The 24,637-nt window shown below is 60.7% G+C and carries 23 protein-coding genes; 16 read left to right on the top strand and 7 right to left on the bottom strand.

The features are described from left to right. Positions 1–46 precede the first annotated feature (46 nt). Together GBK02_RS07655 and GBK02_RS07650 are read left to right on the top strand one after the other, a co-directional pair. On the top strand, positions 47–2,953 hold the full coding sequence (locus tag GBK02_RS07655; protein ID WP_203469136.1) for an ATP-binding protein: 2,907 nt from the start codon (positions 47–49) through the stop codon (positions 2,951–2,953). A 16-nt stretch (positions 2,954–2,969) separates the two neighbouring features. Beyond that, the gene (locus GBK02_RS07650) at positions 2,970–3,509 is read left to right on the top strand and encodes a M48 family metallopeptidase (protein ID WP_203469135.1); all 540 of its coding nucleotides are present in this window, start codon (positions 2,970–2,972) and stop codon (positions 3,507–3,509) included. Between the two features lie 4 nt (positions 3,510–3,513). Here GBK02_RS07650 and GBK02_RS07645 read toward each other — a convergent pair whose 3' ends face one another. Then, positions 3,514–4,005, bottom strand: a complete 492-nt coding sequence (locus GBK02_RS07645; RefSeq protein WP_203469134.1) for a hypothetical protein — start codon at positions 4,003–4,005, stop codon at positions 3,514–3,516. Positions 4,006–4,091: 86 nt separating this feature from the next. Next, entirely contained in the window at positions 4,092–4,688 is a 597-nt protein-coding gene (locus tag GBK02_RS07640) for a hypothetical protein (RefSeq protein WP_203469133.1), read from the bottom strand. A gap of 163 nt (positions 4,689–4,851) precedes the next feature. On the opposite strand from GBK02_RS07640, the gene GBK02_RS07635 reads away from it, so the two are divergent. From GBK02_RS07635 to GBK02_RS07620, 4 genes are read left to right on the top strand one after another with little or no spacing between them, the layout of a single operon-like run. Next, positions 4,852–5,928, top strand: coding sequence for an efflux RND transporter periplasmic adaptor subunit (locus GBK02_RS07635; protein ID WP_203469132.1), 1,077 nt, complete (start codon positions 4,852–4,854; stop codon positions 5,926–5,928). Beyond that, positions 5,928–9,014 (top strand): efflux RND transporter permease subunit, encoded by a 3,087-nt coding sequence (locus tag GBK02_RS07630; protein WP_203469131.1) that lies wholly within the window; start codon positions 5,928–5,930, stop codon positions 9,012–9,014. The genes GBK02_RS07635 and GBK02_RS07630 overlap by 1 nt, the downstream gene beginning before the upstream one ends. Beyond that, a complete protein-coding gene (locus GBK02_RS07625) occupies positions 9,007–9,309 on the top strand; it encodes a DUF3240 family protein (protein WP_203469130.1) in 303 nt (100 codons plus the stop codon). Before GBK02_RS07630 ends, GBK02_RS07625 begins: the two co-directional genes overlap by 8 nt. Then, positions 9,306–10,541, top strand: a complete 1,236-nt coding sequence (locus GBK02_RS07620; RefSeq protein ID WP_203469129.1) for a TolC family protein — start codon at positions 9,306–9,308, stop codon at positions 10,539–10,541. Before GBK02_RS07625 ends, GBK02_RS07620 begins: the two co-directional genes overlap by 4 nt. On the opposite strand, the gene pcaC is transcribed toward GBK02_RS07620, so the two are convergent. Continuing rightward, positions 10,538–10,930, bottom strand: a complete 393-nt coding sequence (gene pcaC / locus GBK02_RS07615; RefSeq protein WP_203469128.1) for a 4-carboxymuconolactone decarboxylase — start codon at positions 10,928–10,930, stop codon at positions 10,538–10,540. The two genes, GBK02_RS07620 and pcaC, sit on opposite strands and share 4 nt — an antisense overlap. A gap of 190 nt (positions 10,931–11,120) precedes the next feature. Between pcaC and GBK02_RS07610 the strand changes: the two genes are divergently transcribed. From GBK02_RS07610 to GBK02_RS07580, 7 genes are all read left to right on the top strand, one after another. After that, positions 11,121–12,377: a SpoIIE family protein phosphatase gene (locus tag GBK02_RS07610; RefSeq protein WP_203469127.1), complete on the top strand. Its 1,257-nt coding sequence runs from the start codon at positions 11,121–11,123 to the stop codon at positions 12,375–12,377. A gap of 127 nt (positions 12,378–12,504) precedes the next feature. Further along, the gene (locus tag GBK02_RS07605) at positions 12,505–12,909 is read left to right on the top strand and encodes a DUF1924 domain-containing protein (protein ID WP_203469126.1); all 405 of its coding nucleotides are present in this window, start codon (positions 12,505–12,507) and stop codon (positions 12,907–12,909) included. 1 nt (position 12,910) lies between these two features. Next, positions 12,911–13,372 (top strand): diheme cytochrome c, encoded by a 462-nt coding sequence (locus GBK02_RS07600; RefSeq protein WP_203469125.1) that lies wholly within the window; start codon positions 12,911–12,913, stop codon positions 13,370–13,372. 3 nt (positions 13,373–13,375) lie between these two features. Continuing rightward, complete coding sequence (locus GBK02_RS07595) at positions 13,376–13,981, top strand: cytochrome b/b6 domain-containing protein (RefSeq protein ID WP_203469124.1); 606 nt, start codon at positions 13,376–13,378, stop codon at positions 13,979–13,981. A 14-nt stretch (positions 13,982–13,995) separates the two neighbouring features. Beyond that, positions 13,996–14,655 carry a response regulator transcription factor gene (locus GBK02_RS07590; RefSeq protein WP_203469123.1) on the top strand — a complete coding sequence of 220 codons (660 nt, stop codon included), beginning with the start codon at positions 13,996–13,998 and terminating at the stop codon, positions 14,653–14,655. Then, positions 14,652–15,992, top strand: coding sequence for an ATP-binding protein (locus GBK02_RS07585; RefSeq protein ID WP_203469122.1), 1,341 nt, complete (start codon positions 14,652–14,654; stop codon positions 15,990–15,992). Before GBK02_RS07590 ends, GBK02_RS07585 begins: the two co-directional genes overlap by 4 nt. Positions 15,993–16,036: 44 nt before the next feature. Next, the gene (locus tag GBK02_RS07580; RefSeq protein WP_203469121.1) at positions 16,037–16,273 is read left to right on the top strand and encodes a VF530 family DNA-binding protein; all 237 of its coding nucleotides are present in this window, start codon (positions 16,037–16,039) and stop codon (positions 16,271–16,273) included. 3 nt (positions 16,274–16,276) lie between these two features. Here GBK02_RS07580 and GBK02_RS07575 read toward each other — a convergent pair whose 3' ends face one another. After that, positions 16,277–16,510 (bottom strand): hypothetical protein, encoded by a 234-nt coding sequence (locus GBK02_RS07575; protein WP_203469120.1) that lies wholly within the window; start codon positions 16,508–16,510, stop codon positions 16,277–16,279. Between the two features lie 92 nt (positions 16,511–16,602). Next, positions 16,603–17,013, bottom strand: a complete 411-nt coding sequence (locus tag GBK02_RS07570; protein WP_203469119.1) for an FKBP-type peptidyl-prolyl cis-trans isomerase — start codon at positions 17,011–17,013, stop codon at positions 16,603–16,605. A gap of 135 nt (positions 17,014–17,148) precedes the next feature. Between GBK02_RS07570 and GBK02_RS07565 the strand changes: the two genes are divergently transcribed. Together GBK02_RS07565 and GBK02_RS07560 are read left to right on the top strand one after the other, a co-directional pair. After that, positions 17,149–17,790 (top strand): TetR family transcriptional regulator C-terminal domain-containing protein, encoded by a 642-nt coding sequence (locus GBK02_RS07565; protein WP_203469118.1) that lies wholly within the window; start codon positions 17,149–17,151, stop codon positions 17,788–17,790. 30 nt (positions 17,791–17,820) lie between these two features. After that, entirely contained in the window at positions 17,821–18,804 is a 984-nt protein-coding gene (locus tag GBK02_RS07560; protein ID WP_203469117.1) for an MDR family oxidoreductase, read from the top strand. Positions 18,805–18,847: 43 nt separating this feature from the next. Here GBK02_RS07560 and GBK02_RS07555 read toward each other — a convergent pair whose 3' ends face one another. Beyond that, positions 18,848–21,607: a PAS domain-containing sensor histidine kinase gene (locus GBK02_RS07555; RefSeq protein WP_203469116.1), complete on the bottom strand. Its 2,760-nt coding sequence runs from the start codon at positions 21,605–21,607 to the stop codon at positions 18,848–18,850. Then, the gene (locus GBK02_RS07550) at positions 21,582–22,649 is read right to left on the bottom strand and encodes an ABC transporter substrate-binding protein (protein WP_256435922.1); all 1,068 of its coding nucleotides are present in this window, start codon (positions 22,647–22,649) and stop codon (positions 21,582–21,584) included. Before GBK02_RS07550 ends, GBK02_RS07555 begins: the two co-directional genes overlap by 26 nt. A 267-nt stretch (positions 22,650–22,916) precedes the next feature. Between GBK02_RS07550 and GBK02_RS07545 the strand changes: the two genes are divergently transcribed. Next, the gene (locus tag GBK02_RS07545) at positions 22,917–24,566 is read left to right on the top strand and encodes a methyl-accepting chemotaxis protein (RefSeq protein ID WP_203469114.1); all 1,650 of its coding nucleotides are present in this window, start codon (positions 22,917–22,919) and stop codon (positions 24,564–24,566) included. Positions 24,567–24,637 lie beyond the last annotated feature (71 nt).

Below are 24,637 nucleotides of genomic sequence, written 5' to 3'. Positions count from 1 at the left end.
AAATCTTCGCCGGCTTTTACTGGCAGGCTTGGTATGTTCCAACGCCTTGGTCATTTTTCTGTCGGCTTACTCGATCCAGCAAAGCCGGGAGCAATACGACCAACGTGCCGAGGCATTGACGCAGACGGTTGCCAGCGCCCTTGAGCAAAGCCTTTCGAACAGTATCGACAAGATTGACCTGGCCTTGCGCACGGTCGCCGATGAACTGGAACGCCAACTAGCCACCGGTCGCCTCGATGAAGTGACGATGAACGCCTTCATGGCCCGACAAAAACGACGCCTGCCGGAGCTGGAAGCTTTTCGCGTTGCAGATGCCCAGGGCTTCGTGATCCTCGGCGATGGGGTCGACAAAAATGCACGCGTCAGCTGGGTTGACCGCGACTATTTCATGCATCACCGGGAACATACGGAGCGCCAGCTATTCATCTCGAAACCGGTCTTTGGCCGCGTGGCGAAAAAATACATCGTCGGTTTTGCCCAACGTTACAACTACCCGGATGGCCGCTTTGCTGGCGTCATTTCGGCACCGATTGCAATTGATCATTTCGACAGGATTCTCTCGCACTACGACGTCGGTCCGCACGGCACGATCATTGTGCGCGATGCCAATCTTGGCCTGATCAGCCGCAAGCCGGCCATTCCCGATCACCCTGCGGGAAAAATCGGCAATACAACCATTTCTGCTGATGCACGGGCTCTTTTCGAGTCTGGGGTCAGCACGGCAACCTTCCACACGACAACCAGCGGAGATGGTTTTCAACGAACCATTTCGTTCAGCCGACTAAGCAATGCACCGATCATCGCCATCGTCGGTGCAGCCAGCGAGGACTACCTTGGCAACTGGTACGCCGAGGCATACAAAACTGCGACGCTGGCCGCCGGTTTCCTGCTGCTTTCTCTCGTTCTGGGAGTCGCCCTGCTGCGCCTGCTTGGCCAGGCGGAAAAACGCCAGCAGGCGCTGGCTGAACGGGAAGATCAGCTCAAGACAGTGATCGAAGCCGTACCCGATGCCATCCAGTTCAAGGATGGCGAAGGACGCTGGCTGGTTGCCAACAGCGTTTGTCTCAAACTGTTCGGCCTGCAGGATAGCGCCTGGCTCGGCCTGACCGACCGTGAAATCGGCCAGTGCCAGCCGCATCTGGCCGCCACCCTGACGGCCTGCGAAGTGAGCGATGCCACTGCCTGGGCCAATGGCAGAGTGACGCGCCACGAAGACATCATGCACGACGAACTGAACGGTTTGCTGCATTTCGAGGTCATCAAGGTGCCGCTTTTTGATGAAAATGGGGCACGCCGGGCGATGATCGCAGTGAGCCGCGACATTTCCGAACGCAAGCGCAACGAAGTTGAACTCGAAAATCACCGCCGCCATCTGGAAGAGCTCGTTCTTGAGCGAACGGCGGCCTTGATGGAAACCGAAGCTCGCGCCACCCACATCCTGAATTCAAGCGCCGATGGGCTTTACGGTATCGACCGCAAGGGCACGATCACCTTCATCAACCAGGCTGCCTGCAATCTGCTGGGCTATCGGGCCGAGGATGTGATCGGGCGCGATGCCCACTCCCTGTTCCATCACAGCCGCCCGGACGGCACGCCCTATCCGCCGCACGAATGTCCAAGCCGGAATACGCTGACCCTGGGTCAGAATGTCCGGGTCGATGATGAAGTTTACTGGCACGCCGACGGCCACCCCATCCCGGTCATGTACGCGACACACCCGATCCTGCTGGATCAAGAAATCACCGGCTCGGTCACCAGCATGGTCGATATCAGCCAGCAACGCGCCACCGCCGAGGCACGCGAACGCGCCCTGCTGGCCGCCGAAAACCTGGCACGGGCAAAGAGTGATTTCCTGGCCAACATGAGTCACGAAATCCGCACCCCGCTGAACGGCGTGCTCGGTTTTGCCGAAATCGGCCAGCGCCACAGCCACAACCCCGAGCGTTCGGCCGATGCGTTCAACAAGATACTGGCCTCCGGCAAACGCTTGCTCGGCGTGATCAACGACATTCTGGATTTCTCCAAGATCGAAGCCGGCAAACTGCGCATCGAACAAACCACCGTCGTCATCAGCGAAGTCATCGAACACGCCGTTGAACTGGTGCGCGACCGGGCCCAGGCCAAGCAGATCAAGCTCGATGTCGAGCTGGCCGACAATCTGCCGGCAACCTGCCTGGGCGACTCATTGCGTACCGGACAAGTCCTGCTCAACCTGCTCTCGAACGCCGTCAAATTCACCGAAACCGGCAATGTCACCTTGCATGCCCAGCGCGAAACCGAGCAACTGCTGTTCACCATTACCGACACCGGCATCGGGATGGATGAAGCTCAGCTGGAACAGCTTTTCGATCCCTTCCAGCAAGCCGATGCATCAGCCAGCCGACGTTTTGGTGGAACAGGACTCGGCCTGGCCATCTGCAAGCGCATCCTGGAATTGATGGGTGGCGAAATAGCGGTCGAAAGCCAGCTGGGGCGTGGAACGACCGTTCGGGTCAGCCTGCCGTTCCTGCCTGCCGGCCTGATCGCACCGACCACGCCACCCACATCGGCCAGCCAGCGCCCGGCCGCCAAGCCACTCGCCGGTCTCCGCATCCTGCTGGCAGAAGACGATCTGATCAACCAGAAAGTGCTGGTGGCCAACCTGATCGACAATGGCGCACACGTCACGCTGGCAAATAACGGCAAAGAAGCCGTCGACCGCGTCATTGCCACCGGACGCAGCGCTTTCGACATTGTCCTGATGGACATCCAGATGCCGGAAATGGATGGCTACGAAGCAGCCCGACGCATACAGGAACTGGCCCCGGAGCTGCCGATCATCGCCCAGACGGCTCATGCCATGAGCGATGAACGTGAAAAATGCTTTGCAGCCGGCATGGTCAACCACATTGCCAAGCCGATCAAGCTGGATGAACTGCTCCGCCTGATCGTCCAGCACGTTCAGACCGACTAAGCCCCTGGCCAGCCCGATGCGCCCAAGATCCGCCCCGAATTACCTAGCCGGCTATCCGCCAGCACTTGCCGAATCGATCATCGAATTGATCGAAACCAACCGGCTGGCCGATATCCTGCGCTCAAAATATCCGGCAGCACACGATGCGCGAACCGACAAGGCGCTTTACGACTACGTCCTGGCCTTGAAAAACGATTTTCTGAAAAATGCGCCACAACTCAGCAAGGTCGCCTACGACAGCACGCTGAAAATTCTCCGGCAAGCACTCGGCACACACACCACCATCGCCCGGATACAAGGCGGCAAACTCAAGGCGAAACGCGAGATTCGCATCGCCAGCATTTTCCGCGAAATGCCTGAGGCATTCCTGCGCATGATCGTCGTACACGAGCTGGCGCATCTCAAGGAACGCGAGCACGACAAGGCTTTTTACCAGCTATGCCGGCACATGGAAGCCGACTACCACCAGCTTGAACTGGAACTGCGGGCTTATCTGGCCTACCTTGCCGCCGGCGGCAAGGCCCTGTGGTCGCCTGCTGCGGTCGACGTGCCGTAAGCGATCAATCCTTGCGGCGACGGGCCGGCATCGGTTTGCGCTGGCGCTGGCCGGGACGGCTCTTCGAGGTATCGACCGACTTGGGTTTGGGCACCAGCAGGTTCTTTGCCGTACTCGCCGCCGCAGCCTTGTGCACGACCAGTGCAGCAGCAACCTCTTCGGGGGCGACGATAACCGGCGGCTGATCGGCCGGCATCGCGTAGACAGAAAGCTCATCCTTGATGAGGAACAGGCGCTCGGCCGCCTCGGCCTTGCGCGGCAAACCGGCGATGATTTCTTCAGCCGCTTCGCTCAGCCGGTAAGCACCATCGACCGCCTGAATCAGGCCATGGCGCGACAGGCGCTCGAAGGCCTCGATCAGTTTGGCATCGGCCGGCACGGCCTCCTGGATCAGATCGACGGCAGCCATGATGTCGACCAGACCGGCCGGCCGCCGTTTGGCAGACAGACCAAGCGCAAGGAGAAGCAGAGCATCGACATCGTGAACCGGGTGCATGGATAACCTTTGAATAAGCAGAATGGCGCCGCGCGACAGATTGTCGGCAGCGGATCAGGGCCGGAGTGTACCTGTTTGCCAGCCGATCAGGAGAACTTGTTCCGATGCGCTTCGACAGCCTTGAGACGGGCTGCCTTGAGACGCTCGAGAACCGGCCCGGACAGGTCGTCACCCGGGTCGGGAACCTGATTCAGGGCATGTACTTCCAGCGCTTTCAGCCGGGCCATCAGCAAACGCAGGCGGACGTAAGGCGAGAGCGCCGGTGCATCGTCGGCTTCGTCGGCATCCGAAATCAGTTTGGGGCGACTGTAGGAGCGGTGGAAATCGAGTTCATCCGGACCGCCCTGGAAATCATCATTCGGATTGTAGGAGTGGCCGGGCAAGCCGGGCTCGCCACTCTTGCTGTCGGCCACCAGAATCTGGGCCTGACGCCGTTCGGTTCGGCTCAGCATCATCACCGGCAGCGATTTTTTCTTGGCCAGACGCTGTTTCCTGACCGCAGCCGAGCTATCCGGCTGGATCACCTCGATGACCGGCATCGGCGCCGGAATGGCTGAAATGGTCACGCCGGGGGCAGCCTCGGGCAGCGCGGCAACCGACGAGATTTCGTCGACCGCAACGTCGAGGGCATAAATTTCCAGCGGAGAGAAAGCGGCAAATACCGCGACCCATATCCAGCGCATGATGATCAAACGAACGGCAATCAATTCAGGAACAGGGAGACATTATATTGCACCGCACAAAATCCTGATCGCTTTACGCCCCCTTGGCCGGCGAAAATAAATGTTAAGAAAGCCTTAATCGTGCCTCGCTAGACTCGCCGACATCTCCCAAACGAGTCGTTTCATGCCTGCTTTCCGAATTCTTCTACCGCTGCTCCTCAGTCTGTTGTCGCCTGCCTCAGGGGCAAGCGAAGGAATGACGCTGAATGCGCTGCAAATAAAATCGCTCGGTCTGGAAAGCGTGTTGGCCGGCCAGGATTCAGGCACCGGCGGCGGTACGCTGCCGGCACGCGTCATGGTGCCGAACAGCCAGATGCGGGTCATCACGGCACCGGTTGGCGGCATGATCGAAATGCTGGCCGTGGCTCCGGGGGAAACGGTGCGGCGCGGCCAGGTCGTCGCTCATCTGGCCAGCCCGCAGGCACTCGAACTGCAGCGCGATGCCTTGCAGTCAGGCAGTCAGTCGGCGCTGCTGCAACAAAATCTCAAACGGGACGAACAGCTTTTTGCCGAAGGCCTGATCGCTGAAGCGCGCCTGCAAGCGACCCGCAGCGCAGCCAGCCAGGCCGCGGCCCAGGCCAGCGAACGACGCCAGGGGCTGGCCCTGGCCGGCGTTACGCCAGGCAAACTGGGCGGTCCGCTGGCGTTGACCGCAGCGATCGATGGCGTCGTGCTCGAACAGGGTGTCCAGTTAGGGCAGCGCGTCGACAGCGCGGCCTTGATCTACCGCATCGCTCGCCTGTCGCCTCTCTGGCTGGAAATACAGGCACCGCTGGCGCTGGCCGAAACGCTCAGGCCGGGGACGCCGGTCAAGCTCGGCGGCAGCACGCTGCAAGGCAAGCTGGTCGCCATCGGCCGGGCAGTCGACCCGGCCAGCCAGACCGTCTTGCTGCGGGCTGAAGTCAGCCAGGGGGCCGACAGTCTGCGTCCCGGCCAGATGCTTGAAGTGGTCATTGCCACGCCAAACGGCAGCTTGCAGCGCCTGCCTGCTTCAGCTTTGGTGCGCCATCAGGGCAAGACGCTGGTTTTCATCCAGAACGCAACGAATGAAAAAGGCAGCACCTTTACACCACGCCAGGTACGCGTCGTCAGCCAGGGGGGCGGCAGCTTCGTTGCCGAGGGTGTGGCCGCCGGTGAACGCATCGTCAGCCACGGCGTTTCCGGCCTGAAAGCGATGTTGACCGGGGTAGGCGCCGAATAATGCTCGCTGCACTGATCCGTTTCTCGCTGACCCAGCGCCTGCTGCTGCTCGTACTGACCGCCATTCTTGCCGCCGCCGGCATCCAGGCTTTTGCGGATTTGCCGATCGATGCGTTCCCGGATGTCTCGACCACCCAGGTCAAGATCATTCTGAAAGCACCGGGCATGACGCCGGAAGAAGTCGAAACGCGCATTGCTGTACCGGTTGAACAGGAATTGCTCGGCATTCCGCAGCAGCGTTTGCTGCGGTCGACATCGAAATATGCGCTGACCGACATCACCCTCGATTTTGCGGATGGCACCGATATTTACTGGGCTCGCCAGCAGGTTGGCGAACGACTGGCCGCGGCGATCGGCAATCTGCCGCCCGGCGTCAGTGGCGGCATGGCGCCGATCACCACGCCGCTCGGCGAAATGTTCATGTTCACTATCGACGGCGATTTGCCGCTGGCCGAACGGCGCGCTCTGCTCGACTGGGTGATCCGTCCGCAACTGCGCACCGTGCCCGGCGTGGCTGACGTCAATAGCCTGGGCGGTGAAGTCCGCACCTTCGAAGTCGCCCCGAACCCGCAATTGCTTGCCGCACGTGATATCAGCCTCAAGGATCTTCAGGCCGTACTGGAAGCGAACAATCGCAATGATGGCGCGGGCCGCCTGAATGATGGCGAAGAAGCCTTGCTGGTTCGGGCCGAAGGGGCCATCCGCCAGCTCGATGACGTGCGGGCAATTGTTGTCCAGGCCAAGAACGGCCACGTCGTCCGGGTCGGCGATGTCGCCGAGGTTCGTCTTGGCGCCCTGACCCGCTACGGTGCCGTGACGCACAATGGCCAGGGCGAGACGGTACAGGGGCTGGTGCTCGGCTTGCGCGGCGCCAATGCCCGTGCCGTTGTCGCTGGCGTCAAGCAGCGTCTGGCCGAAATCGCGCCCAGCCTGCCGCAGGGCGTCAGCATCGATGTGTTTTATGATCGCAGCAACCTGGTCGACCGCGCGGTCGGCACGGTATCGAAAGCCCTGCTCGAAGCGATTGTGCTGGTCGTCGTGCTGCTCCTCGCCTTTCTCGGCAACCTGCGGGCAGCCTTGGTCGTTGCGCTGATGCTGCCACTTTCGGCCCTGGCCACCTTCATCCTGATGCGCCTGTCCGGTCTCTCAGCCAACCTGATGAGCCTTGGCGGGCTGGCCATCGCCATCGGCATGCTGGTCGATGCCGCCGTCGTCGTCGTCGAAAATGTCGAAAGCCAGCTGGCCGACGCCCCGGAAAATCTGCCGACACTGCACCTGATTTACCGGGCCGCCCGTGAAGTGGCCGCGCCGGTCACCTCGGGCATCGTCATCATCATCATCGTCTTCCTGCCGCTGCTCACGCTGCAGGGCCTGGAAGGCAAGATGTTCGGCCCGGTTGCGCTGACCATCGTCTTTGCGTTGTCCGCCTCGCTGCTGCTTTCGCTGACGGTGGTGCCGGTTCTCGCCTCCTACTTGATCAAGCGCGGCGTGCATCACGAACCCTGGCTGGTCGGCAAGCTGGCCGCCATTTACGACCGGGTGCTGGCCAGTGCGCTGCTTCACAGCCGGCGTTTCATCCTGGCGGCGCTCCTCGCACTGGCAGGCGCGGCAGGCGCCTTCCTGCTGCTCGGCAAAAGTTTCATGCCGACGATGGATGAAGGCGACATCATCATGCAGCTTGAAAAACTGCCATCGATCGGCCTGGAGCAAACGCTCAACATCGACAGCCGTGTCCAGCAGGCGATTCTCGCCCAGGTGCCGGAAGTCAAAGCCATCGTGGCCCGCGCCGGCTCGGACGAACTCGGCCTCGATCCGATGGGCCTCAACCAGACCGACACCTTCATGGTGCTCAAGCCACGCGAAACCTGGCGCAACCCCGATCCGGCCTGGCTGGCCGATCAGTTGCGGGCGGTGATGGCCGACTTTCCCGGCATCGGCTTTTCGTTTACCCAACCGATCGACATGCGCGTCGCCGAAATGCTGACCGGCGTGCGCGGCGATCTGGCCATCAAGATCTACGGCCCCGACCTGGCGACGCTCAACCGGCTGGCCGGCGAAGTCGAGACGAGCGTCAAGAAAGTCAGCGGCGCCGAAGACACCTTCACCTTGCGCAATGATGGCGTGCAATACATGAATCTTGCGGTCGACCGGCTGGCTGCCGGCCGTTTCGGGCTCAATGTCGATGCGATCCAGAATGACCTGAAAGCCCTGCTTGAAGGCCGCACAGTCGGCACGGTGCTCGAACAGGGACGACGGATTCCGGTCGTACTGCGCGGCCCGGCCGACTTGCGCAACTCGCCGACCGATTTTGCGGCGCTCCGTCTCAGCCTGCCGGACGGCGGCAGCGTTCCCCTGCCGGCGATCACCAAACTTGAGCGAATCGACGGTCCGGTCAAGGTCGACCGCGAAAATGCCCAGCGCTATGTGGTCGTCCAATCTAATGTCCGGGGACGCGATCTGGTCGGTTTTGTCGACGCGGCCAGGGAGGCTGTGGCCCGCGAGGTCAAGCTGCCGCCCGGCTACCGGCTGGCCTGGGGCGGCCAGTTCGAGAACCAGCAACGGGCCGCGGCCCGGCTGGCCGTGGTTGTCCCCGTTGCCTTGCTGCTGATTTTCTTCCTGCTCTTCTCGACTTTCGGATCAGTTCGCCAGGCACTGCTCGTCCTGTCGAATGTACCTTTCGCCATGATCGGCGGCATCTTCGGCCTGCTCATATCCGGCGAATACCTGTCCGTCCCGGCCTCGGTCGGCTTCATCGCCCTGCTCGGCATCGCCGTGCTCAACGGCGTGGTGATGGTGACCTATTTCAACCAGTTGCTGGCCCGCGGCATGGCGATAGGCGAGGTCGTCGTCGAAGGCGCCAAGCGCCGCCTGCGACCGGTCATGATGACAGCCAGCATCGCCGCCTTCGGCCTGGTGCCGATGCTCTTCGCCAGCGGCCCCGGTTCGGAAGTCCAGCGACCGCTGGCCATTGTCGTCATTGGCGGGCTGCTCACCTCGACGGCACTGACGCTCGTGCTGCTGCCTATTCTTTTCCGTCGCTTCGGCCTCAAGCCGCCGACCGCTTTCCTGGACCCCAAGCATGCCTGATCTCCTGCTTTCCCTGATCACCCCGGACGATGTCGCCCAGCACGTCGAAGACCTGCTGCTCAGCCGGCCCGACCTGGTACGCGGTTTTACTTCGGGCCGGGTCAATGGACACGGAGCGGCCATTCAATTGGTCGAAGCAGCCGAACTGGTCAGTGGACATTCGCCGCGGATACAAATCCAGACAGTCGGCCCGGAACCGGACATGCACGCAGTGCTGGCGCTGATCAAGCAGGCCTTGCCGCAGGCCAATGTGTTTTACTGGCTGCTCCCGGTCGTGGCCATGGGGCGTTTATGAAATATCTGTTTCCTGTCCTGATGGCACTTTCCGGCAGCACACTGGCCACCGAAACGCTGCCCAACCTGCCGCCAACCACGGCCGTCATCCAGGTATTGCGCGCCCAGCCCCTGGTGCAGGCGGCTGACAGCCAGATTCAAGTCGAAACGGCCAACCGCAAGCGTCTGGAAGCCGGCAATCACGAATGGTCGCTACGCCTTGGCGGGCAACAGCGCAAGGCCAACCCCAACGGCAGCCCGAACGAACGCTTCACCGAATGGAATGCCGCCCTGGAAAGTCCCTTGCGCCTGCCCGGCAAGGCGGCGCTGGATGCCGAAATCGGCAATCTCGGTGTCAGCCTGGCCGAAACGGCGCATGGCGACACGCTGCATGAAAGCAGTCGCAATCTGCTCAAAACATGGTTTGTCTGGCTGCGCGAAACGGCGAGCGCGACACAGTGGCGCGAGCAATCCGCCTTGCTCGACCAGCAAGGCAAGGCGCTCAAACGCCGCTTGCAACTGGGCGACACCAGCCGGCTCGAACAAATCCAGGCCGAGGCTGCGCAAGCACAGGCACAAGCCCAACTGGCCCAGGCCCGCACCCGCCAGCGCAATGCGTATGAAGACCTGCGCCGCCGTTTTCCCGGTCTACCGCTCCAGGAGCAGGAAATCATCGCCGCACCGCAAGCAATCGACGGCACGGCCGAGACGTGGATCAATGTCATTCTGGAGCACAACCACGAACTCGCGCTGGCGCGCGGTGAAGCCCAGCGCGCCCAAAGCCTGGCCGGACGCAGCAGCCGCGAACGTGTCCCCGACCCGACCGTGGGCGTGCAGTTTTCACGCGAGCGCAGTGGCGAGGAAAATGTCATGGGCGCCTACATTTCAATTCCCTTGCCTGGCTCTGCCCGTCTGGCCGCCAGCGATGCGAGCCGGGCCCAGGTCGCCGTAGCCAGCAGTCGCGAAGCGGCCGTCAGGCAACGGATCGAAGCCGAAGCGGCCCAGCTTCATGCAACGGCGGTCGCAGCCATCGACAGCTGGCAAGCAAGCCGGGTTGCGGCTGAGCAACTGACCCGTGCCGCCGAGATGACGGCGCGCAGTTATCAGCTTGGCGAAGGAAGCCTGAGCGAGCTGCTGGCCAGTCGCCGGCTGGCCAACGAGGCAGCGCTGGCGGCTCGCCTGATGCAGCTCGAGGCGCTCGAATTGCGCTACCGTTTAATGCTCGATGCCCACCGGCTCTGGGATTTCGACTAGGCCGAAGCGACCAGCCCCATGTCTTTCAGGACTTCATGGGCCGAACGGAAGGCGTCGATCGCCAAGGGCATACCGCAGTAGATGGCGGCGTGCAGCAATACTTCCTGAATTTCTTCCGGCGTTGCGCCATTATTGACGGCACCACGCACATGGCCCTTGATTTCAGTCGCCCGGCCCAGCGCCGTCAGCATCGAGAGCGTCAGCAAGCTGCGGGTTTTCAGGTCGAGCCCATCGCGGCACCAGGTCGTTCCCCAGGCGTTGCGCGTCACGAACTCCTGCAACGGTGCCGTAAAGGCATCGACATTGGCAAATGCCTTGTCGACAAAGGCCTCGCCCATGACCTGCTTGCGTCGCTGCAAACCCCGCTCGAACTGCTCGTCCCGACTCATCGTTTTCCTCCGGAAGTGATCGATTTCCGGCCTGATTGCCGGTCGACCGCGATTTGAACATGGATTGAGCAGCGCGAAAACCGCTCATCGGCCAATCAATACTCATCCGAAATATTCCGTCGCACAGCGCATGGCTGTGGGATATTCTTTACCCTGCACGGCAACGATCAAAATAAAAACGGAGACAAGCATGACGCTGGGAATGATTTCGCCAACCGGAACAAAACCTGCCCCACAGGAAAACCACCTGAACTTCGCGATTACCCTGATGGAACACTTGGTCGTCCCCACCTTCGTTCTTGATGCCGATTGCCGCGTGGTCATCTGGAACCGTGCCTGCGAACGTCTGACCGGCCTGCCGGCCAGCCAGGTGATCGGCACGCGGGAACACTGGCGTGCCTTCTACGACAGCCCGCGCCCCTGCCTGGCCGATCTGGTGGCCAGCGCCGATTACACCCGGATCGAACACCTCTACAGCTTGCATGACGACCCATCACAACCATCTTTCGGCGTCCATGCCGAAAACTGGTGCGTCATGCCGCAACTTGGCCAGCGCCTTTACCTGGCCGTCGATGCCGGCCCCGTTTACGACGAGAGCGGGCGCCTGATCGCCGTTGTCGAAACCTTGCGCGACATTACCGAAAAGCATCTCGCCCAGAACAAGATTGCCGAACAGGCCGGCATCCTCAAGGCCCACTACGACGAGCACCAGCGCGAGGCCGACCTGGCGCGCCGCATCCTCGCACACCAGATCAGGACCGACCTGATGGCGGAAACCGGCATCAGGCACTCGGTCACGCCGGCCACACAATTCTCCGGCGACATGATCCTGGCCGCCCGCTCGCCGCGCGGCAAGCTCTACGCTACCCTGGCCGATGCCACCGGTCATGGCCTGGCCGCAGCGGTCAGCGTGCTGCCCATGGTTCAGGAGTTCTATCGACTGGTTGAACTCGACCACCCGCTGATCAGCATGGTCGAGTCGATCAACTTCATGCTGGTCAATTCGCTGCCGCTCGGTCGCTTCGTGGCCGCCAGCTTCATCTGTATCGACGAGACGACACAGCGTGGTGAAATCTGGGTCGGCGGCATGCCGGATGCGCTACTTCTCGATGTCTCCGGCGAGGTGCTCCAGCGCTTCACGTCGAAAAACCTGCCGCTCGGCGTCAGCGCCGCCAGCGAAACGCTGAGTATTCCGGAAACTTTCGACTGCGCCAGCACCGCACACCTGGTTCTGGTATCGGATGGCGTCATCGAGGCAAGCAGTCCGGGCGGGACGTTGTTCAATGAAATCAGCCTGCTTTCAGCCCTCACCCAGGCGCCCTCATCCGATGCGATGATTGCCTCGATCCACCAGGCGCTGGACGCCCATCTGCACGGCGGTGCCGCCCACGACGACATGTCGGTCCTGATCATCGATTGCCCGTCCCGCCAGCGAGCGCAGCACTGAAGAAACAAACCGTGGGAAACGGCCGGCGCACAGCGTCGACCGCGTTAATCCTGCCTTAAGCTCGCCTAATCCAGCGTTAAGACTGGCCGCCTAGACTCCATTCAAGACAAATGAAAGGAGTCTTCCAATGCGCATCCACATCGCCCTTTGCCTGCTTGCTGCCAGCAGCGCCACGCTGGCCGAAACCCCGCCACAGATTCGCCAGGCCTATACGGCCGAAGCGATGGCGGCCGACAAAAATTTCTCGGCTTCGGCCAAACGCGGTGAAACCCTGTTCCGCCAGCGTTTCGCGATCAATGACAAGATGCCGGCGTGCACGACTTGTCACACCGACAACCCGGCCGCAACCGGCAAACATGCAATCACCGGCAAGGACATCAAACCCCTGGCGGTGCAAGCCAATACGGAACGCTTCAGCGACCCGGCCAAGGTTGAAAAATGGTTTGGCCGCAACTGCCGGGAAGTTGTCGGACGACTCTGCACGCCGGCCGAGAAAGCCGATGTCGTGGCTTACCTCAGCGAGGTGCGCTGACATGAAAAACCAACTCTCCGCTCTCCTCCTGATCGTCGCCCTGCCGGCCATGGCCGACAGCCTGCCTTTGCCGAAGGACACGCCAGCCAGCTACCGCAGCGAATGCGGCAGTTGCCACCTGCCGTTTCATCCCGCCCTGCTCGCTGCCAGCGACTGGCAGCAGACGCTGAATCAGCTCGACAAGCATTTTGGCAGCGATGCCGCGGTCGACCGCAAAACCCGGCAGGAAATCAGCCAGTTCCTCGAACGCTACGCCGGCGACCCGGCGCGCCTGGGCCCGGCCGGCAATCCGCCGCGTCTCACCCAGACCAGCCGCTTTATCCGCAAGCACCGGGAAATTTCGGCCAAAACCTGGAGCGATCCGCGCATCAAGTCAGCCGCCAATTGCGAAGCCTGTCACCGCAATGCCGCCAGCGGTCGATTCAGCGAACACGAAATCAGCATTCCGGGCCTGGGGAAGTAAGCCATGCAAAAGATCCTCGTCTGGGACTGGCCGGTTCGCATCGGCCACTGGTTGATGGCCACCGGTTTCGGCCTGGCCTGGCTGACGGCCGAAAGCGAAACCTTCCGGCTGGTCCATGTCATTTCGGGTGCAACCGTTTTCGCCATCGCTACCTTCCGCCTGATCTGGGGCGTGGTCGGTACGCGTTACGCCCGCTTCGGCGACTTCGTATTCGGTCCGCAGGCTGTCCGGCATTATCTGGCATCGCTGCGCCGCGGCCAGCCGGAACACCGGACAGGCCACAACCCGGCCGGTGGCTGGGCCATCGTCGTCCTGCTCGGCCTCGGCATCCTGACCAGCGCAAGCGGCTGGGCGATCTACAACGATTTCGGCGGCCATCTGCTTGAAGAGCTGCACGAAGGGCTGGCGGCAACCCTGCTGACGGTCGTCGTCATCCATCTGGCGGGTGTCATTTCAGGCAGCCTGCTGCATGGTGAAAACCTGGTTCGGTCGATGATCACCGGCTGGAAAAACGGCCAGCCGGGCGAAGCCATTGCTTCAAGCCGCCCGCTCGCCGCCCTCGTGCTGCTGATCTGGATAGGGCTGGCCGGCTGGCTCGTCATCAACTGATAGAATCGTTCCCCATGCGCATACTCCTCGTTGAAGACGACCTCCAATTGGGCGACGGTTTGACCGTCGGCCTGCGTCAATCCGGTTTTGCGGTCGACTGGGTGCGCGATGGCGAAATGGCCGATCTGGCCCTGAGCACGGAAACCTTCGATCTCCTCGTTCTCGACCTCGGTCTGCCCAAACTGTCCGGCATGGAGGTGCTCAAGCGCTTGCGCGGCCGCAGCCAGATGCTGCCGGTACTGATCCTGACGGCGCGCGACGCAACCGGCGACAAAGTCCTCGGACTCGACGCCGGGGCCGACGATTACCTGGTCAAGCCGATCGATCTCGATGAACTGGCCGCCCGCATCCGAGCCCTGACGCGGCGCACTGCCGGTCGTGCCGCCCCCTTGCTGACGCACGGCGATCTGGCGCTCGACCCGGCGGCACATACCGTCACGCTGGCCGGCCAGATCGTCGAACTGTCGTCCCGCGAGTTTTCGCTGCTGCAGATGCTGCTCGAAAATACCGGCCGCGTACTCAGCCGCAGCCAGCTCGAACAGTCGGTCTACGGCTGGCACGACGAGCCGGAAAGCAACGCCCTCGAAGTGCACATTCACCATCTGCGCAAGAAACTGGGCAGTCATCTGATCCGCACGCTGCGCGGCGTCGGCTACACCATCGCCAAGCCATGACCACGCTCTGGTTTTCACTACGCCGCCGTTTGCTCGGCCTGTTGCTCGGCGGCGTTTCAGCCGCCTGGCTGGCCACCATGGTGTTCAGCTATGTCGATGCCCACCACGAAGTCGATGAGCTGTTCGACGCCCAACTCGCTCAGGCCGCGCAAGCCCTGCTCGCCCTGGCCAGCCACGAGGATGGCGAGGATATCCAGGATATCGGCGATGCGGCCCACAAATACCAGCGCCGCTTGCGTTTCCAGATCTGGCGCAGCGACGGCATCCTGCTGCTGCATTCGAATAATGCCCCGAAAGAACCGTTGACCGCAGCACCCGGCTTTTCGGAAACGCACGACGATGACGGCCACTGGCGTCATTTCAGCCAGTGGAACCAGCAGCACAGCTTGCAGGTCCAGGTCAGCGAAGATCACCACATCCGCGACGACCTGATTGGCCACATCACCTGGCGCCTGATTTTTCCCGCCCTCTTCGGCCTGCCGCTGATCGGCCTGTGGGTCTGGCTGGCCACCCGTCATGGCCTGGCGTCGCTGGACGGCATTGCCAGCCAGATCGCCAGCCGGGAACCGCAGCAATTGCAGCCCTTGACGCCGGCCTCGGCGCCGGTCGAACTGAAGCCGATTCTTGTCGCGCTCAATGGCCTGTTCCAGCGCGTCGAGGCAACGCTCGATGCGGAACGGCGCTTCACCGCCGATGCCGCCCACGAATTGCGCACGCCGCTCGCCGCACTGCAGGCGCAACTGCAAGTCACCCAGCGCGCCCGCAACGATGACGAACGCCAGCAATCCCTTGAGCAATTGCAGGTCGGCCTGAGCCGCTCGGTGCACCTGATCGAACAAATGCTCCAGCTCGCCCGGCTCGATCCCGAATCTGGCCTGCCCACGCCCCAAACCGTCGATCTGGCACCGCTGGCCGAAGCCGTCTGTGCCGAGCTGGGGACGCAAATCCTGGATCGCGACCTCGATTTCGAACTGGATGCCTTGCCGGGCAGCCGGGTTACCGGTCAGCCGGAATGGTTGCGCGTCCTGATCCGCAACCTGGTCGACAATGCGATTCGCTATACCCCGGCCGGTGGCCGCATTCGCGTCACCCTGCAACGCGATGGACAACAGGTTCTGTTCGCCGTGACCGACAGCGGCCCGGGCATTCCGCTGGCCGAGCGCGAGGCCGTGCTGCGCCGCTTCCATCGACTGAACCAGGGCGACCAGCCGGGCAGCGGGCTCGGCCTGTCGATTGTCCTGCGCATTGCCGAACTGCATGCGGCGCCGCTTGCGCTGGATGATGCGCCGGAGGGCGGGCTGCGCGTCAGTCTGCGCTTTGCTGCGGTCAACGGCTGAAAATCTGTAAAAATGGCCGGGTATAGATTCCGGCCATCAAAATCATGTCAGAAACGCAAGCCAACAACCCGCTGCACGGCATCACCCTGGAAATGATCCTCAACCAGCTGGTTGCCCATTACGGCTGGGAAAAGCTCGGTCGGGAAATTGAAATCCGCTGCTTCAACCTTGATCCGAGCATTGCCTCCAGCCTGAAATTCCTCCGCCGCACGCCCTGGGCGCGCGAGCGGGTCGAGTCGCTCTACGTACACATGCTGAACGTCAAGGCCCGCCAGAACTAAGGCTCAGGCCTCGGGCCTGCCGCCATCGGTGTCGGTGATCGAATGGCCTTCCTCGTCGGCGGCCTGCAACAACCAGCACAGATCGCTGCCCTGCACGGGCATCGGAATCATCTGGTTCTTGCGCCAGCGAAAAACCGGCCCGAACGGAATGTAACGAGCCAGCACATCGCCCTGCGGGCTGACGCCAAAAAACGGCCACGGGGAAGTTACCGCGTTTTTCAATTGTTCATTGGTCATGCTTGTCGCTCCCAGGCGCACTTCGCCTGTCTCTCAGTGTGCGCCGGATCAAGCCGGACAGGCAAGCCCGCCCGGTTTGATCGCCGCCCGGCTTAACGGGCGATTTCCAGCAACTCGACTTCGAAAATCAACGGCGCATCCGGCGGAATCGTTCCCGGAATGCCGCGGCTGCCATAAGCCAGGTTGGACGGGCAAAGCAGCTTGGCCTTGCCGCCGATTTTCAACTTCTGCACGCCTTCGGTCCAGCACGGGATAACCCGGTTCAGCGGAAAAGTGGCCGGCTGGCCGCGACGGTAGGAACTGTCGAATTCAGTGCCGTTTTCCAGTGTACCGCGGTAATGCACGCGGACCGTGTCGGTCGCCTTTGGGCTGGCACCCTCGCCTTCCTTGAGCAGGGTGATGACGATACCGGAAGCGGTCTTTTCTTCTTTCGGCGTCGCCTGAGCCGACAGCGAAACAGCAAGAAGCAGCGCAGCGGCGCCGGTAGTAAGGATTTTTTGCATGAACAGGCCTTTAGGCGATGGTAATCAGTGGGGCCGTACGGTAACGCGATTCGCCCTTTGAGCTCAAGCCATGCAAATCAAACATCCGGTGAAAAAGATTTTGATATTTATAGACAACCGGTCTAATATTTTCCGATGCCTTCATCTCCCCCACTTCCGCGCCGCCCACGTGGCCGCCCCGCTCGCAACGGCACTGGTTTTGCCGATACCCGGACGCTGCTCATCCGGCGGGCGATCGAAATGCTCACCGAACGCGGCGTCAGCGCAACGGCCCTGGATGACATCCTGAAATCGGCCCAGGTTCCGAAAGGCTCGTTCTATCACTATTTCGCCAGCAAGGACGAGTTCGTCGCCGCCGCACTGGATGCCTATGCCGACTACTTCGCCGACAAGCTCGACCGGCACTTTCTGGATGCCACCCGCTCTCCGCTGGACCGTCTCGCCGCCTTCGTCGACGACGCCTGCCATGGCGTGGCGCGACACGATTTTTGCCGCGGCTGCCTGGTCGGCAATCTCGGCCAGGAAGTCAGTACGCTGGACGACAAGCTGCGCCTGAGGCTGGAAGCGATTTTCAACGACTGGGAACAACGCCTCGGCCGCTGCCTGTCGGCCGCCGTGGACGCCGGGGAGTTGGGCGTCGGCAGCGATTGTCCGGCACTGGCCCATGCCTTCTGGGTCGGCTGGGAGGGCGCCATCCTGCGCGCCCGATTGCTGCGGTCTACCGCACCGATGCAGGCTTTTTTCAAATTTTTCCAGGCCGCGCTGCCCCGGCCCTGAAACCCCCTATTCACGTCAAGGAGAAACACCATGTTCAAAGGCATTCTGATCACCAAGGATGGCGCCGGCTACCGCGCGGAAGTACAGCAGATCGACGAAGCCGTCTTGCCGGATGGCGATGTCACCGTGCGTGTCGAATGGTCCACGCTGAACTACAAGGATGGCCTGGCGATTACCGGAAAATCGCCCGTCGTTCGCCGTTTTCCGATGATCCCAGGGATCGATTTCGCCGGGACGGTGACTCAGAGCAGCCACCCGGACTGGCAAGCGGGCGACAAGGTCGTGCTCAACGGCTGGGGCGTGGGCGAAACCCACTGCGGCGGACTGGCCGAGGTGGCACGCGTCAAGGGCGACTGGCTGGTCCCCTTGCCGAAAGCCTTCACGACGCGTCAGGCCATGGCGATCGGCACCGCCGGGTATACCGCGATGCTCTGTGTCCTGGCCCTGGAAAAGCACGGCATCAAGCCGGCGGACGGTGAAATCCTGGTCACCGGCGCAAACGGCGGTGTCGGCAGCGTGGCCATCGCCCTGCTCGCCCGGCTCGGCTATACGGTCGTTGCCTCAACCGGCCGGCCGGCCGAGGCGGAACACCTGAAAGCGCTCGGCGCCGAAACCCTGATCGAACGGAGTGAACTGGCCGCGCCGGGCAAGCCGATTGGCAAGGAACGCTGGGCCGGGGTGATCGATACGGTCGGTAGCCACACGCTGGCCAACGCCTGTGCCACAACGAAATACCGTGGCGCGGTCGCTGCCTGCGGCCTGGCGGGCGGCATGGATTTTCCAGCCACCGTGGCGCCTTTCATCCTGCGCGGCATAACGCTCTACGGCATTGATAGCGTCATGGCACCACGCTCCGTTCGCCAGGAAGCTTGGGAACGACTGGCTCGCGACCTTGATATTGGCAAGCTCAACAGCGTCACACGTGAAATCGGGCTGGCTGAAGCCATCCAGGTCGGGGCCGAATTGCTCGACGGCAAGGTACGCGGCCGTGTCGTGGTCAACCTCGCCCAATAGGCAATTTTGAAAACCGGTCCGGGAGCGGGCCGGTTTTTCAGTTTCAAGCAGGTGAGCGCGGAAGCACCATGACGAATTCGGTGCCTTGCCCTTCGTGGCTCGTCACCCGGATCGTGCCGCCCAACACCTTGCTGACCACACCAAAGACGACATGCAGACCGAGTCCGGTCCCGCCTCGCCCCATGCGTGTGGTGTAGAAGGGATCGAAGATCCGGCCGACACGGTCGGCCGGAATGCCCTTGCCGTCATCCCTGACGCTGATCGCCACCTGGTCAGTAGAAAAAGCTTCGGCAACAATTTTGATCCGTCCTTCATGCCGTCCGTCAAAACCGTGAATCACGGCATTGTTGATCAGATTGGCCAGCGCCTGACCCAGGGGGCCGGGATAACTGTCGAGCATCAAGCCGGAAGGAACATCCGTCTCGACAATGAACGGCGTACGTTTCAGGGTTGGTTTCAGTGTCAGCAAAATTTCGTCGACCACCTCGGCGACCTCGAAAGCCCGGCGTTGCGAACTGGTCTGATCGACAGCCACCTGCTTGAAGCTGGTCACCAGTTCAGCCGCACGACGCATATTACGTTCGGCAATATCGCTCCCGGCATCGACACCCGCGACAAATTCATCAAGGACGGAACGACGCAATCCCGCCGCACTGGCCTGGCGGAACTGGCCGAGATTGTCGCGCATGGTGGATACCGCCATCAGACCATTGCCGATTGGCGTGTTCAACTCATGGGCGATGCCGGCCACCAGATTCCCCAGCGAAGCCAGCTTCTCGGACTGGACAAGCTGCTCCTGCGTGGCTTTCAGGTTTTCGACCGTCGCCTCCAACTCATCATTGGCCTGCGACAACTCCTCCGTACGTTGCATCACCCGCTCTTCAAGCTCGCTGTTGAGCAAGCGTATCTCGGATTCGATGCGGCGCTGTTCGGTAATATCGGTCGCCATCATCAGCATCAGCCGATCATCGCCGACCTCGGCCACCATCGATGAAATCCGGCACAACAGGTGCTGACCGTTACCCGTCACCAAGTCGGCCTCGATATCGTCAACGCGGCCATCTTCGAGCAAGTGCGCGAGGAAATCGACACGCAGCGCAGGATCGGCCCACAAACCGATTTCCAGGCCACATTTCCCGATCACATCAGCCCGCTGACGGGCAAACTGTCTTTCCCAGGCCGCATTGACGGTCACAATGGAAAATCCGTTATTGATATCGGACACGGACATCGGCGCCGGGGAAGCGTTGTAAATCGCCTCCAGCTTCTTTTCACTGCGTTTCAGCGCACGTTCAACCTGCTTGCCGTGCGTGATATCGACATCCATGCAGACAAAAATCGAGGCCCCGTTTTCTCCTGGAATTTCAAAAGTACTGGCCAGCACCATGACAACGCGCCCCGATTTATGGCGCAAGGGATATTCCGACAAAGGCAGGGGCTTGCCCGACTGCCTGATTTCAGCCAGGCCATCCATGAATGCCCGGACCTGATCGGCATCCATGTACAGCAGTGTATGGTCGGTAATGCTCTTACCCACCACCTCTTCCGCCGTGAATCCGTACATCACCTCGGAAGCCTTGTTCCAGTACAGAATCCGGCCGCTTGCGTCATACCATTGCACGGCAACGGACGGCGTTCCCTCCAGCGTCGCCCGAAGCCGCTCTTCGCTACGCTCCGTATCGTATTCCCGCGAACGGATCACCGAAACCATGCTGGCCAGGTCGTTCGATAACTGATTCAGCTCGGCAACCGTCCCTTTCTTGGGCCAGGCTGACAGGTAATCACCCGCACTGGCCGCATGGGTGCGAGCGATCAAGGCGTTCAGCGGACGAACCATGCGTGCCGACCAGAGCGGAGCGAGAATCAGGCTGATCAGCAATGCACCAAAAAACCCACCAATGACCAGTACGATGACCACCCGGTAACTCGGATTTGCCCACCCCCCCGGCGTCGCACTGACCACCACCCATTCCAGCTTGGCTGACTGGACGCCGCCGAGCACCATGCTGCGCCCCATGAACAACTCGTCATCCGAAACCTCGCGGCCGGAAAGCACCGTCTTGAACAACGGAAAACCGCTGAAATCGATGAATCGCCCCGGTGGATTGCTCGCCCTGGACGAAGAAGCCAACCATTGGCCATTACGATCGATGATCGTGGTCAACGGCCATTCTTCCTCCGTCGACTCCTTCAAGACGCTGAGGATGTGCTCTGTTGACACTTCGGCGACCAGGGTCCGCTCACCGGCAGAAAGCGCAATTCCCACCGTGTTCTTGCCGCCCAGGGCCGAGAGATATTTATCGCTCCAGATGGGTCGTGCCGCCTCCCCGTTCGCCTTGGCAATCCGGGCCAGGCGAAATACCCGGTTGCGTGAAAAATCAGCTCCGCGCAACTCGCCTGCAACCGCCGCATGCCGGGGTGGCAGGCTGATCGATTCGACAATGCCGTCGCCCGCCACCACAAAGACGGCTTCAAATCGTTCGCCGTTCCCGACAATTGCATCGGTGTAGCGTCGCAACGTGTCACGCGACAGAGTCGGTGCCATGTTGGCCAGCGGATACAGTTCAGCTTCGATGCCGCTGGTCACGAAATCGATCAACCGCGAGGTATTTCTTGCCTTTTCGAGCATTGATGCCCGGGTTTGCCCATCCAGTTGAGGCAATCGATAAACCAGGATGCCGCTGCCGATGATCCCGAAAGTCAGCATCACGCTGACGATCATCAATGTAATCAGCCAGGTTCTCAGGCGATATTCAGGGGCGCCGGATGAGTTGCGGTTATTTGACAATCGAAAGTCGGCCATTATTTACCACGGTCATATAGGTTGCGCGCTGAGCATCGCCATAACGATCAAATTGCCATTTTTGTTGCAAACCATCGAACGTCGTACCTGACAGCAGAACAGCTTTCAATGCAGCGCCACCCTGACCTGAAGACTGAGTCAGCCCGCCCAGCGTGGCACGCGTCGCATCGTAGGCTGCAACACTGGCAAAACCCGGTTCCTGCTTGAAGCGCGCCCGGAAAGTATCGGCAAATTTCCGATAGCCGGGCGAACTGTCCGAACGATCAAAAAACTGGGTCAGCGTCACACCCTCCACCGTTCTCCCGCCCAGTTCGATGAAATGCTCGGTCGCCGCCCACGGAGATGTCGTCACAGGCAAATTGAGGCCGCGGTTACGCACAATCTGGATCAATCTGACCGTATCAACCGCATTCGAGATAAAAAGAAAGGCATCCGGCCGGGCATCGATCAATTGCTGGACCGCATGGCCATAGCCCTGTTCATCGCCGGAAGTAAACGTCGCCTCGGCAACAACCTGTCCGCCCAGCCCGGCAAAGTCACGCCGGTACTGTGCCACCCAGTCAGCACTGAACGCCCGGTTGCTCAAATCGTAGGCAATGGCCAGACGACGGGCGCCTCGATCGAAGAGATGGCGTGAACTGATTCGGGTGTTTTCTGAGATCGGTGGCGCCACCTTGAAAAACAGGTCGTCCTTTCCGGAAAGCGACGTGGACGTGACCGTCGGGCTGACAGTCACGATGCCGGCACGTTCGATCGTCGGCAGAATGGTCTCGGCAACGGAGCTGGTCATGGGGCCGATAATCGCCGAAACACCCGCGGCAACCAGTGCATCAACCGCATTCAGCGCACTTTCCTGCTGTTGGGCATCATCCTGAACAATTAACTCGACCTTGCGCCCATTGATCCCCCCCAACCCATTGATTTCCTCAACGGCAAGCAAGGCACCGCTACGCCCGGCTTCTCCCAGATCGGCCACTCGCCCGGAAAGCCCGCCGAGATACCCAATTTTCAGAGGCTCTGGCGGCGCACAGCCAAAGAGCATGAGCGACAAAACAAAACATGCAGAGAATTGCCTCGATCTCATTTCTCCTCCCGGCATCCATCCTCCTGGCCAGTCACGATTCAAGACATGACTGGAAATTTACTGAAACATAATTCCCGAAAGCATGCGAATCACACAAACATGGCATAAGTCATTGAGCTGACGAAACTTTACATATCTGCGCCACATTGTATATAGTCGATCCACTCTTGCAAGGCACACCGGCAAGCTTCCAGATGAATTGATTCAGCAAGCAGGGAGTCGCAAATGCACCTCCAGATCAAACAAAAACTGGTTCTTCTTGTCGTGCTGGCCTTGTTTGCCTTGCTCAGCGTCGGCACTTTCGCATTTATTCAGGCCAGCAAGCTCAACACCGCACTAACCGGTGCCATCGAGCGTCACGCACTCATTGTCGACGCGGTCGACAAGGCACGAGCCGGGCAAGTGCACTTCAAGACGCAAGTCCAGGAGTGGAAAAACATTCTGCTGCGGGGCAAGAATGCAGAAGCCTTTGCCAAGCACATGCAAGGCTTTGACGGCGAAGAAAAGAAGGTCCGGGAGTTGCTGGCACAGGTACGCACCACGGCAAGCAAGCTCGGCATTGCCGAACGACTCAAGATTGATGACGTCATCGCCAATTTCGACAAGCTGGGGCCCAATTACCGCGAAGCGATCAAACAATATGATCGTAGCCAAATCGACCCCGCCAGCACGATTGACAAACTGGTTCACGGCCTGGACCGTGCGCCAACCAAGGCAATCGACGATCTGGTCATCGAGATGCAAAAAATCTCCACTGAATTCAATGCCAACGAGGCGATCCAGGCAGACGAAGTATTTTCTGCGGTGAAAGTCGGACTGGTCAGCTTCTCATTCGGTGCGATGGTGATTCTGGTTGTACTGGCCGTTTTCTTCATCCGCTCGATCACACACCCCTTGAGTGCGCTGGAAAATACGATGAGCCACATTGCTGCCAGCGGCGATCTGACGCAAAGAGCCGGAATCGTTCATCAGGATGAAATCGGTCGCATGGCCTCTGCGTTCAACATCATGATGATGCAGTTGCAGAAGATCATCGGCGAGGTGAACGGGGCGAGCCAGATGGTCAGCAGCGCCTCCGAGAATTTGGCGGAATCTTCGCAGGCCCTGGCTAATGTTTCGGAACAACAGTCCAACGCGGTAGCGAGCAGTGCGGCTGCCATTGAAGAATTGACGGTCGCCATCACCTCGGTTTCCGAAACAGCGGCAGACGTCCATCAACAGACCCAGGAAAGTGTCGACCAAACCGTTCATGGCTCCCAAAAAGTGTCTCATTTAGTCGGCGAGATTGAACACATCCAGCAAAACATGAATGACATTTCACGTACCGTTCATGAGTTTGTCCGAAGCACCCGGATCATCACTGACATGACCAAGGAAGTCAGGGATATTGCCGACCAGACCAATTTGCTGGCACTCAATGCAGCCATCGAGGCTGCCCGCGCAGGCGAGGCCGGTCGTGGATTTGCCGTTGTTGCCGACGAAGTCCGCAAACTGGCTGAAAAATCAGGCAAATCTGCGGTCGAGATTGATACGGTGACACAGCAGATCATGCTGCAATCGGATGCCGTTCAGGCGGCCATCCAGGCTGGGGAGCAGTCGATTTCAGCCAGCACCAGGCTGGCTGCAGAAGTTGAGAGCGTGCTCGATCACTCACGCAGTTCCGTCGAGCAGTCGCGTTCCGGCGTGACCGAAATCAACGATTCGGTCACCGAGCAAAAAATTGCCTCGACCGATATTGCCCAAAGCATGGAAAGAATCGCCAACATGGTCGAGGAAAACAATGCTGCAGCCCAAAGCATCAGTCGCTCGACCAGCGAACTCCGGGAATTGTCGCAAAACCTGTCGTTGACCGTAGCAGGCTTCCGTGTCGCCTGACGCAGGCTCAATGATTCCAGGTTGAAGGTGTTACAGGTAAATTGAGTAAACAATGGCCGCTGGCAACAAAG

Origin of the sequence: Dechloromonas sp. TW-R-39-2 (assembly GCF_016864195.1) — a bacterium.
Classification (GTDB): Bacteria; Pseudomonadota; Gammaproteobacteria; order Burkholderiales; family Rhodocyclaceae; genus Azonexus.
This window is presented reverse-complemented; position numbering and strand designations above follow the sequence as displayed.

Coding starts and splice junctions, on each gene's coding strand:
- GBK02_RS07545 (WP_203469114.1), top strand. CDS start 22,917: ATGCACCTCCAGATCAAACAAAAACTGGTTCTTCTTGTCGTGCTGGCC.
- pcaC (WP_203469128.1), bottom strand. CDS start 10,930: ATGAGTCGGGACGAGCAGTTCGAGCGGGGTTTGCAGCGACGCAAGCAG.
- GBK02_RS07640 (WP_203469133.1), bottom strand. CDS start 4,688: ATGCGCTGGATATGGGTCGCGGTATTTGCCGCTTTCTCTCCGCTGGAA.
- GBK02_RS07585 (WP_203469122.1), top strand. CDS start 14,652: ATGACCACGCTCTGGTTTTCACTACGCCGCCGTTTGCTCGGCCTGTTG.
- GBK02_RS07560 (WP_203469117.1), top strand. CDS start 17,821: ATGTTCAAAGGCATTCTGATCACCAAGGATGGCGCCGGCTACCGCGCG.
- GBK02_RS07635 (WP_203469132.1), top strand. CDS start 4,852: ATGCCTGCTTTCCGAATTCTTCTACCGCTGCTCCTCAGTCTGTTGTCG.
- GBK02_RS07610 (WP_203469127.1), top strand. CDS start 11,121: ATGACGCTGGGAATGATTTCGCCAACCGGAACAAAACCTGCCCCACAG.
- GBK02_RS07595 (WP_203469124.1), top strand. CDS start 13,376: ATGCAAAAGATCCTCGTCTGGGACTGGCCGGTTCGCATCGGCCACTGG.
- GBK02_RS07575 (WP_203469120.1), bottom strand. CDS start 16,510: ATGACCAATGAACAATTGAAAAACGCGGTAACTTCCCCGTGGCCGTTT.
- GBK02_RS07580 (WP_203469121.1), top strand. CDS start 16,037: ATGTCAGAAACGCAAGCCAACAACCCGCTGCACGGCATCACCCTGGAA.
- GBK02_RS07590 (WP_203469123.1), top strand. CDS start 13,996: ATGCGCATACTCCTCGTTGAAGACGACCTCCAATTGGGCGACGGTTTG.
- GBK02_RS07570 (WP_203469119.1), bottom strand. CDS start 17,013: ATGCAAAAAATCCTTACTACCGGCGCCGCTGCGCTGCTTCTTGCTGTT.
- GBK02_RS07630 (WP_203469131.1), top strand. CDS start 5,928: ATGCTCGCTGCACTGATCCGTTTCTCGCTGACCCAGCGCCTGCTGCTG.
- GBK02_RS07625 (WP_203469130.1), top strand. CDS start 9,007: ATGCCTGATCTCCTGCTTTCCCTGATCACCCCGGACGATGTCGCCCAG.
- GBK02_RS07650 (WP_203469135.1), top strand. CDS start 2,970: ATGCGCCCAAGATCCGCCCCGAATTACCTAGCCGGCTATCCGCCAGCA.
- GBK02_RS07645 (WP_203469134.1), bottom strand. CDS start 4,005: ATGCACCCGGTTCACGATGTCGATGCTCTGCTTCTCCTTGCGCTTGGT.
- GBK02_RS07600 (WP_203469125.1), top strand. CDS start 12,911: ATGAAAAACCAACTCTCCGCTCTCCTCCTGATCGTCGCCCTGCCGGCC.
- GBK02_RS07620 (WP_203469129.1), top strand. CDS start 9,306: ATGAAATATCTGTTTCCTGTCCTGATGGCACTTTCCGGCAGCACACTG.
- GBK02_RS07565 (WP_203469118.1), top strand. CDS start 17,149: ATGCCTTCATCTCCCCCACTTCCGCGCCGCCCACGTGGCCGCCCCGCT.
- GBK02_RS07605 (WP_203469126.1), top strand. CDS start 12,505: ATGCGCATCCACATCGCCCTTTGCCTGCTTGCTGCCAGCAGCGCCACG.
- GBK02_RS07555 (WP_203469116.1), bottom strand. CDS start 21,607: ATGGCCGACTTTCGATTGTCAAATAACCGCAACTCATCCGGCGCCCCT.
- GBK02_RS07550 (WP_256435922.1), bottom strand. CDS start 22,649: ATGCTCTTTGGCTGTGCGCCGCCAGAGCCTCTGAAAATTGGGTATCTC.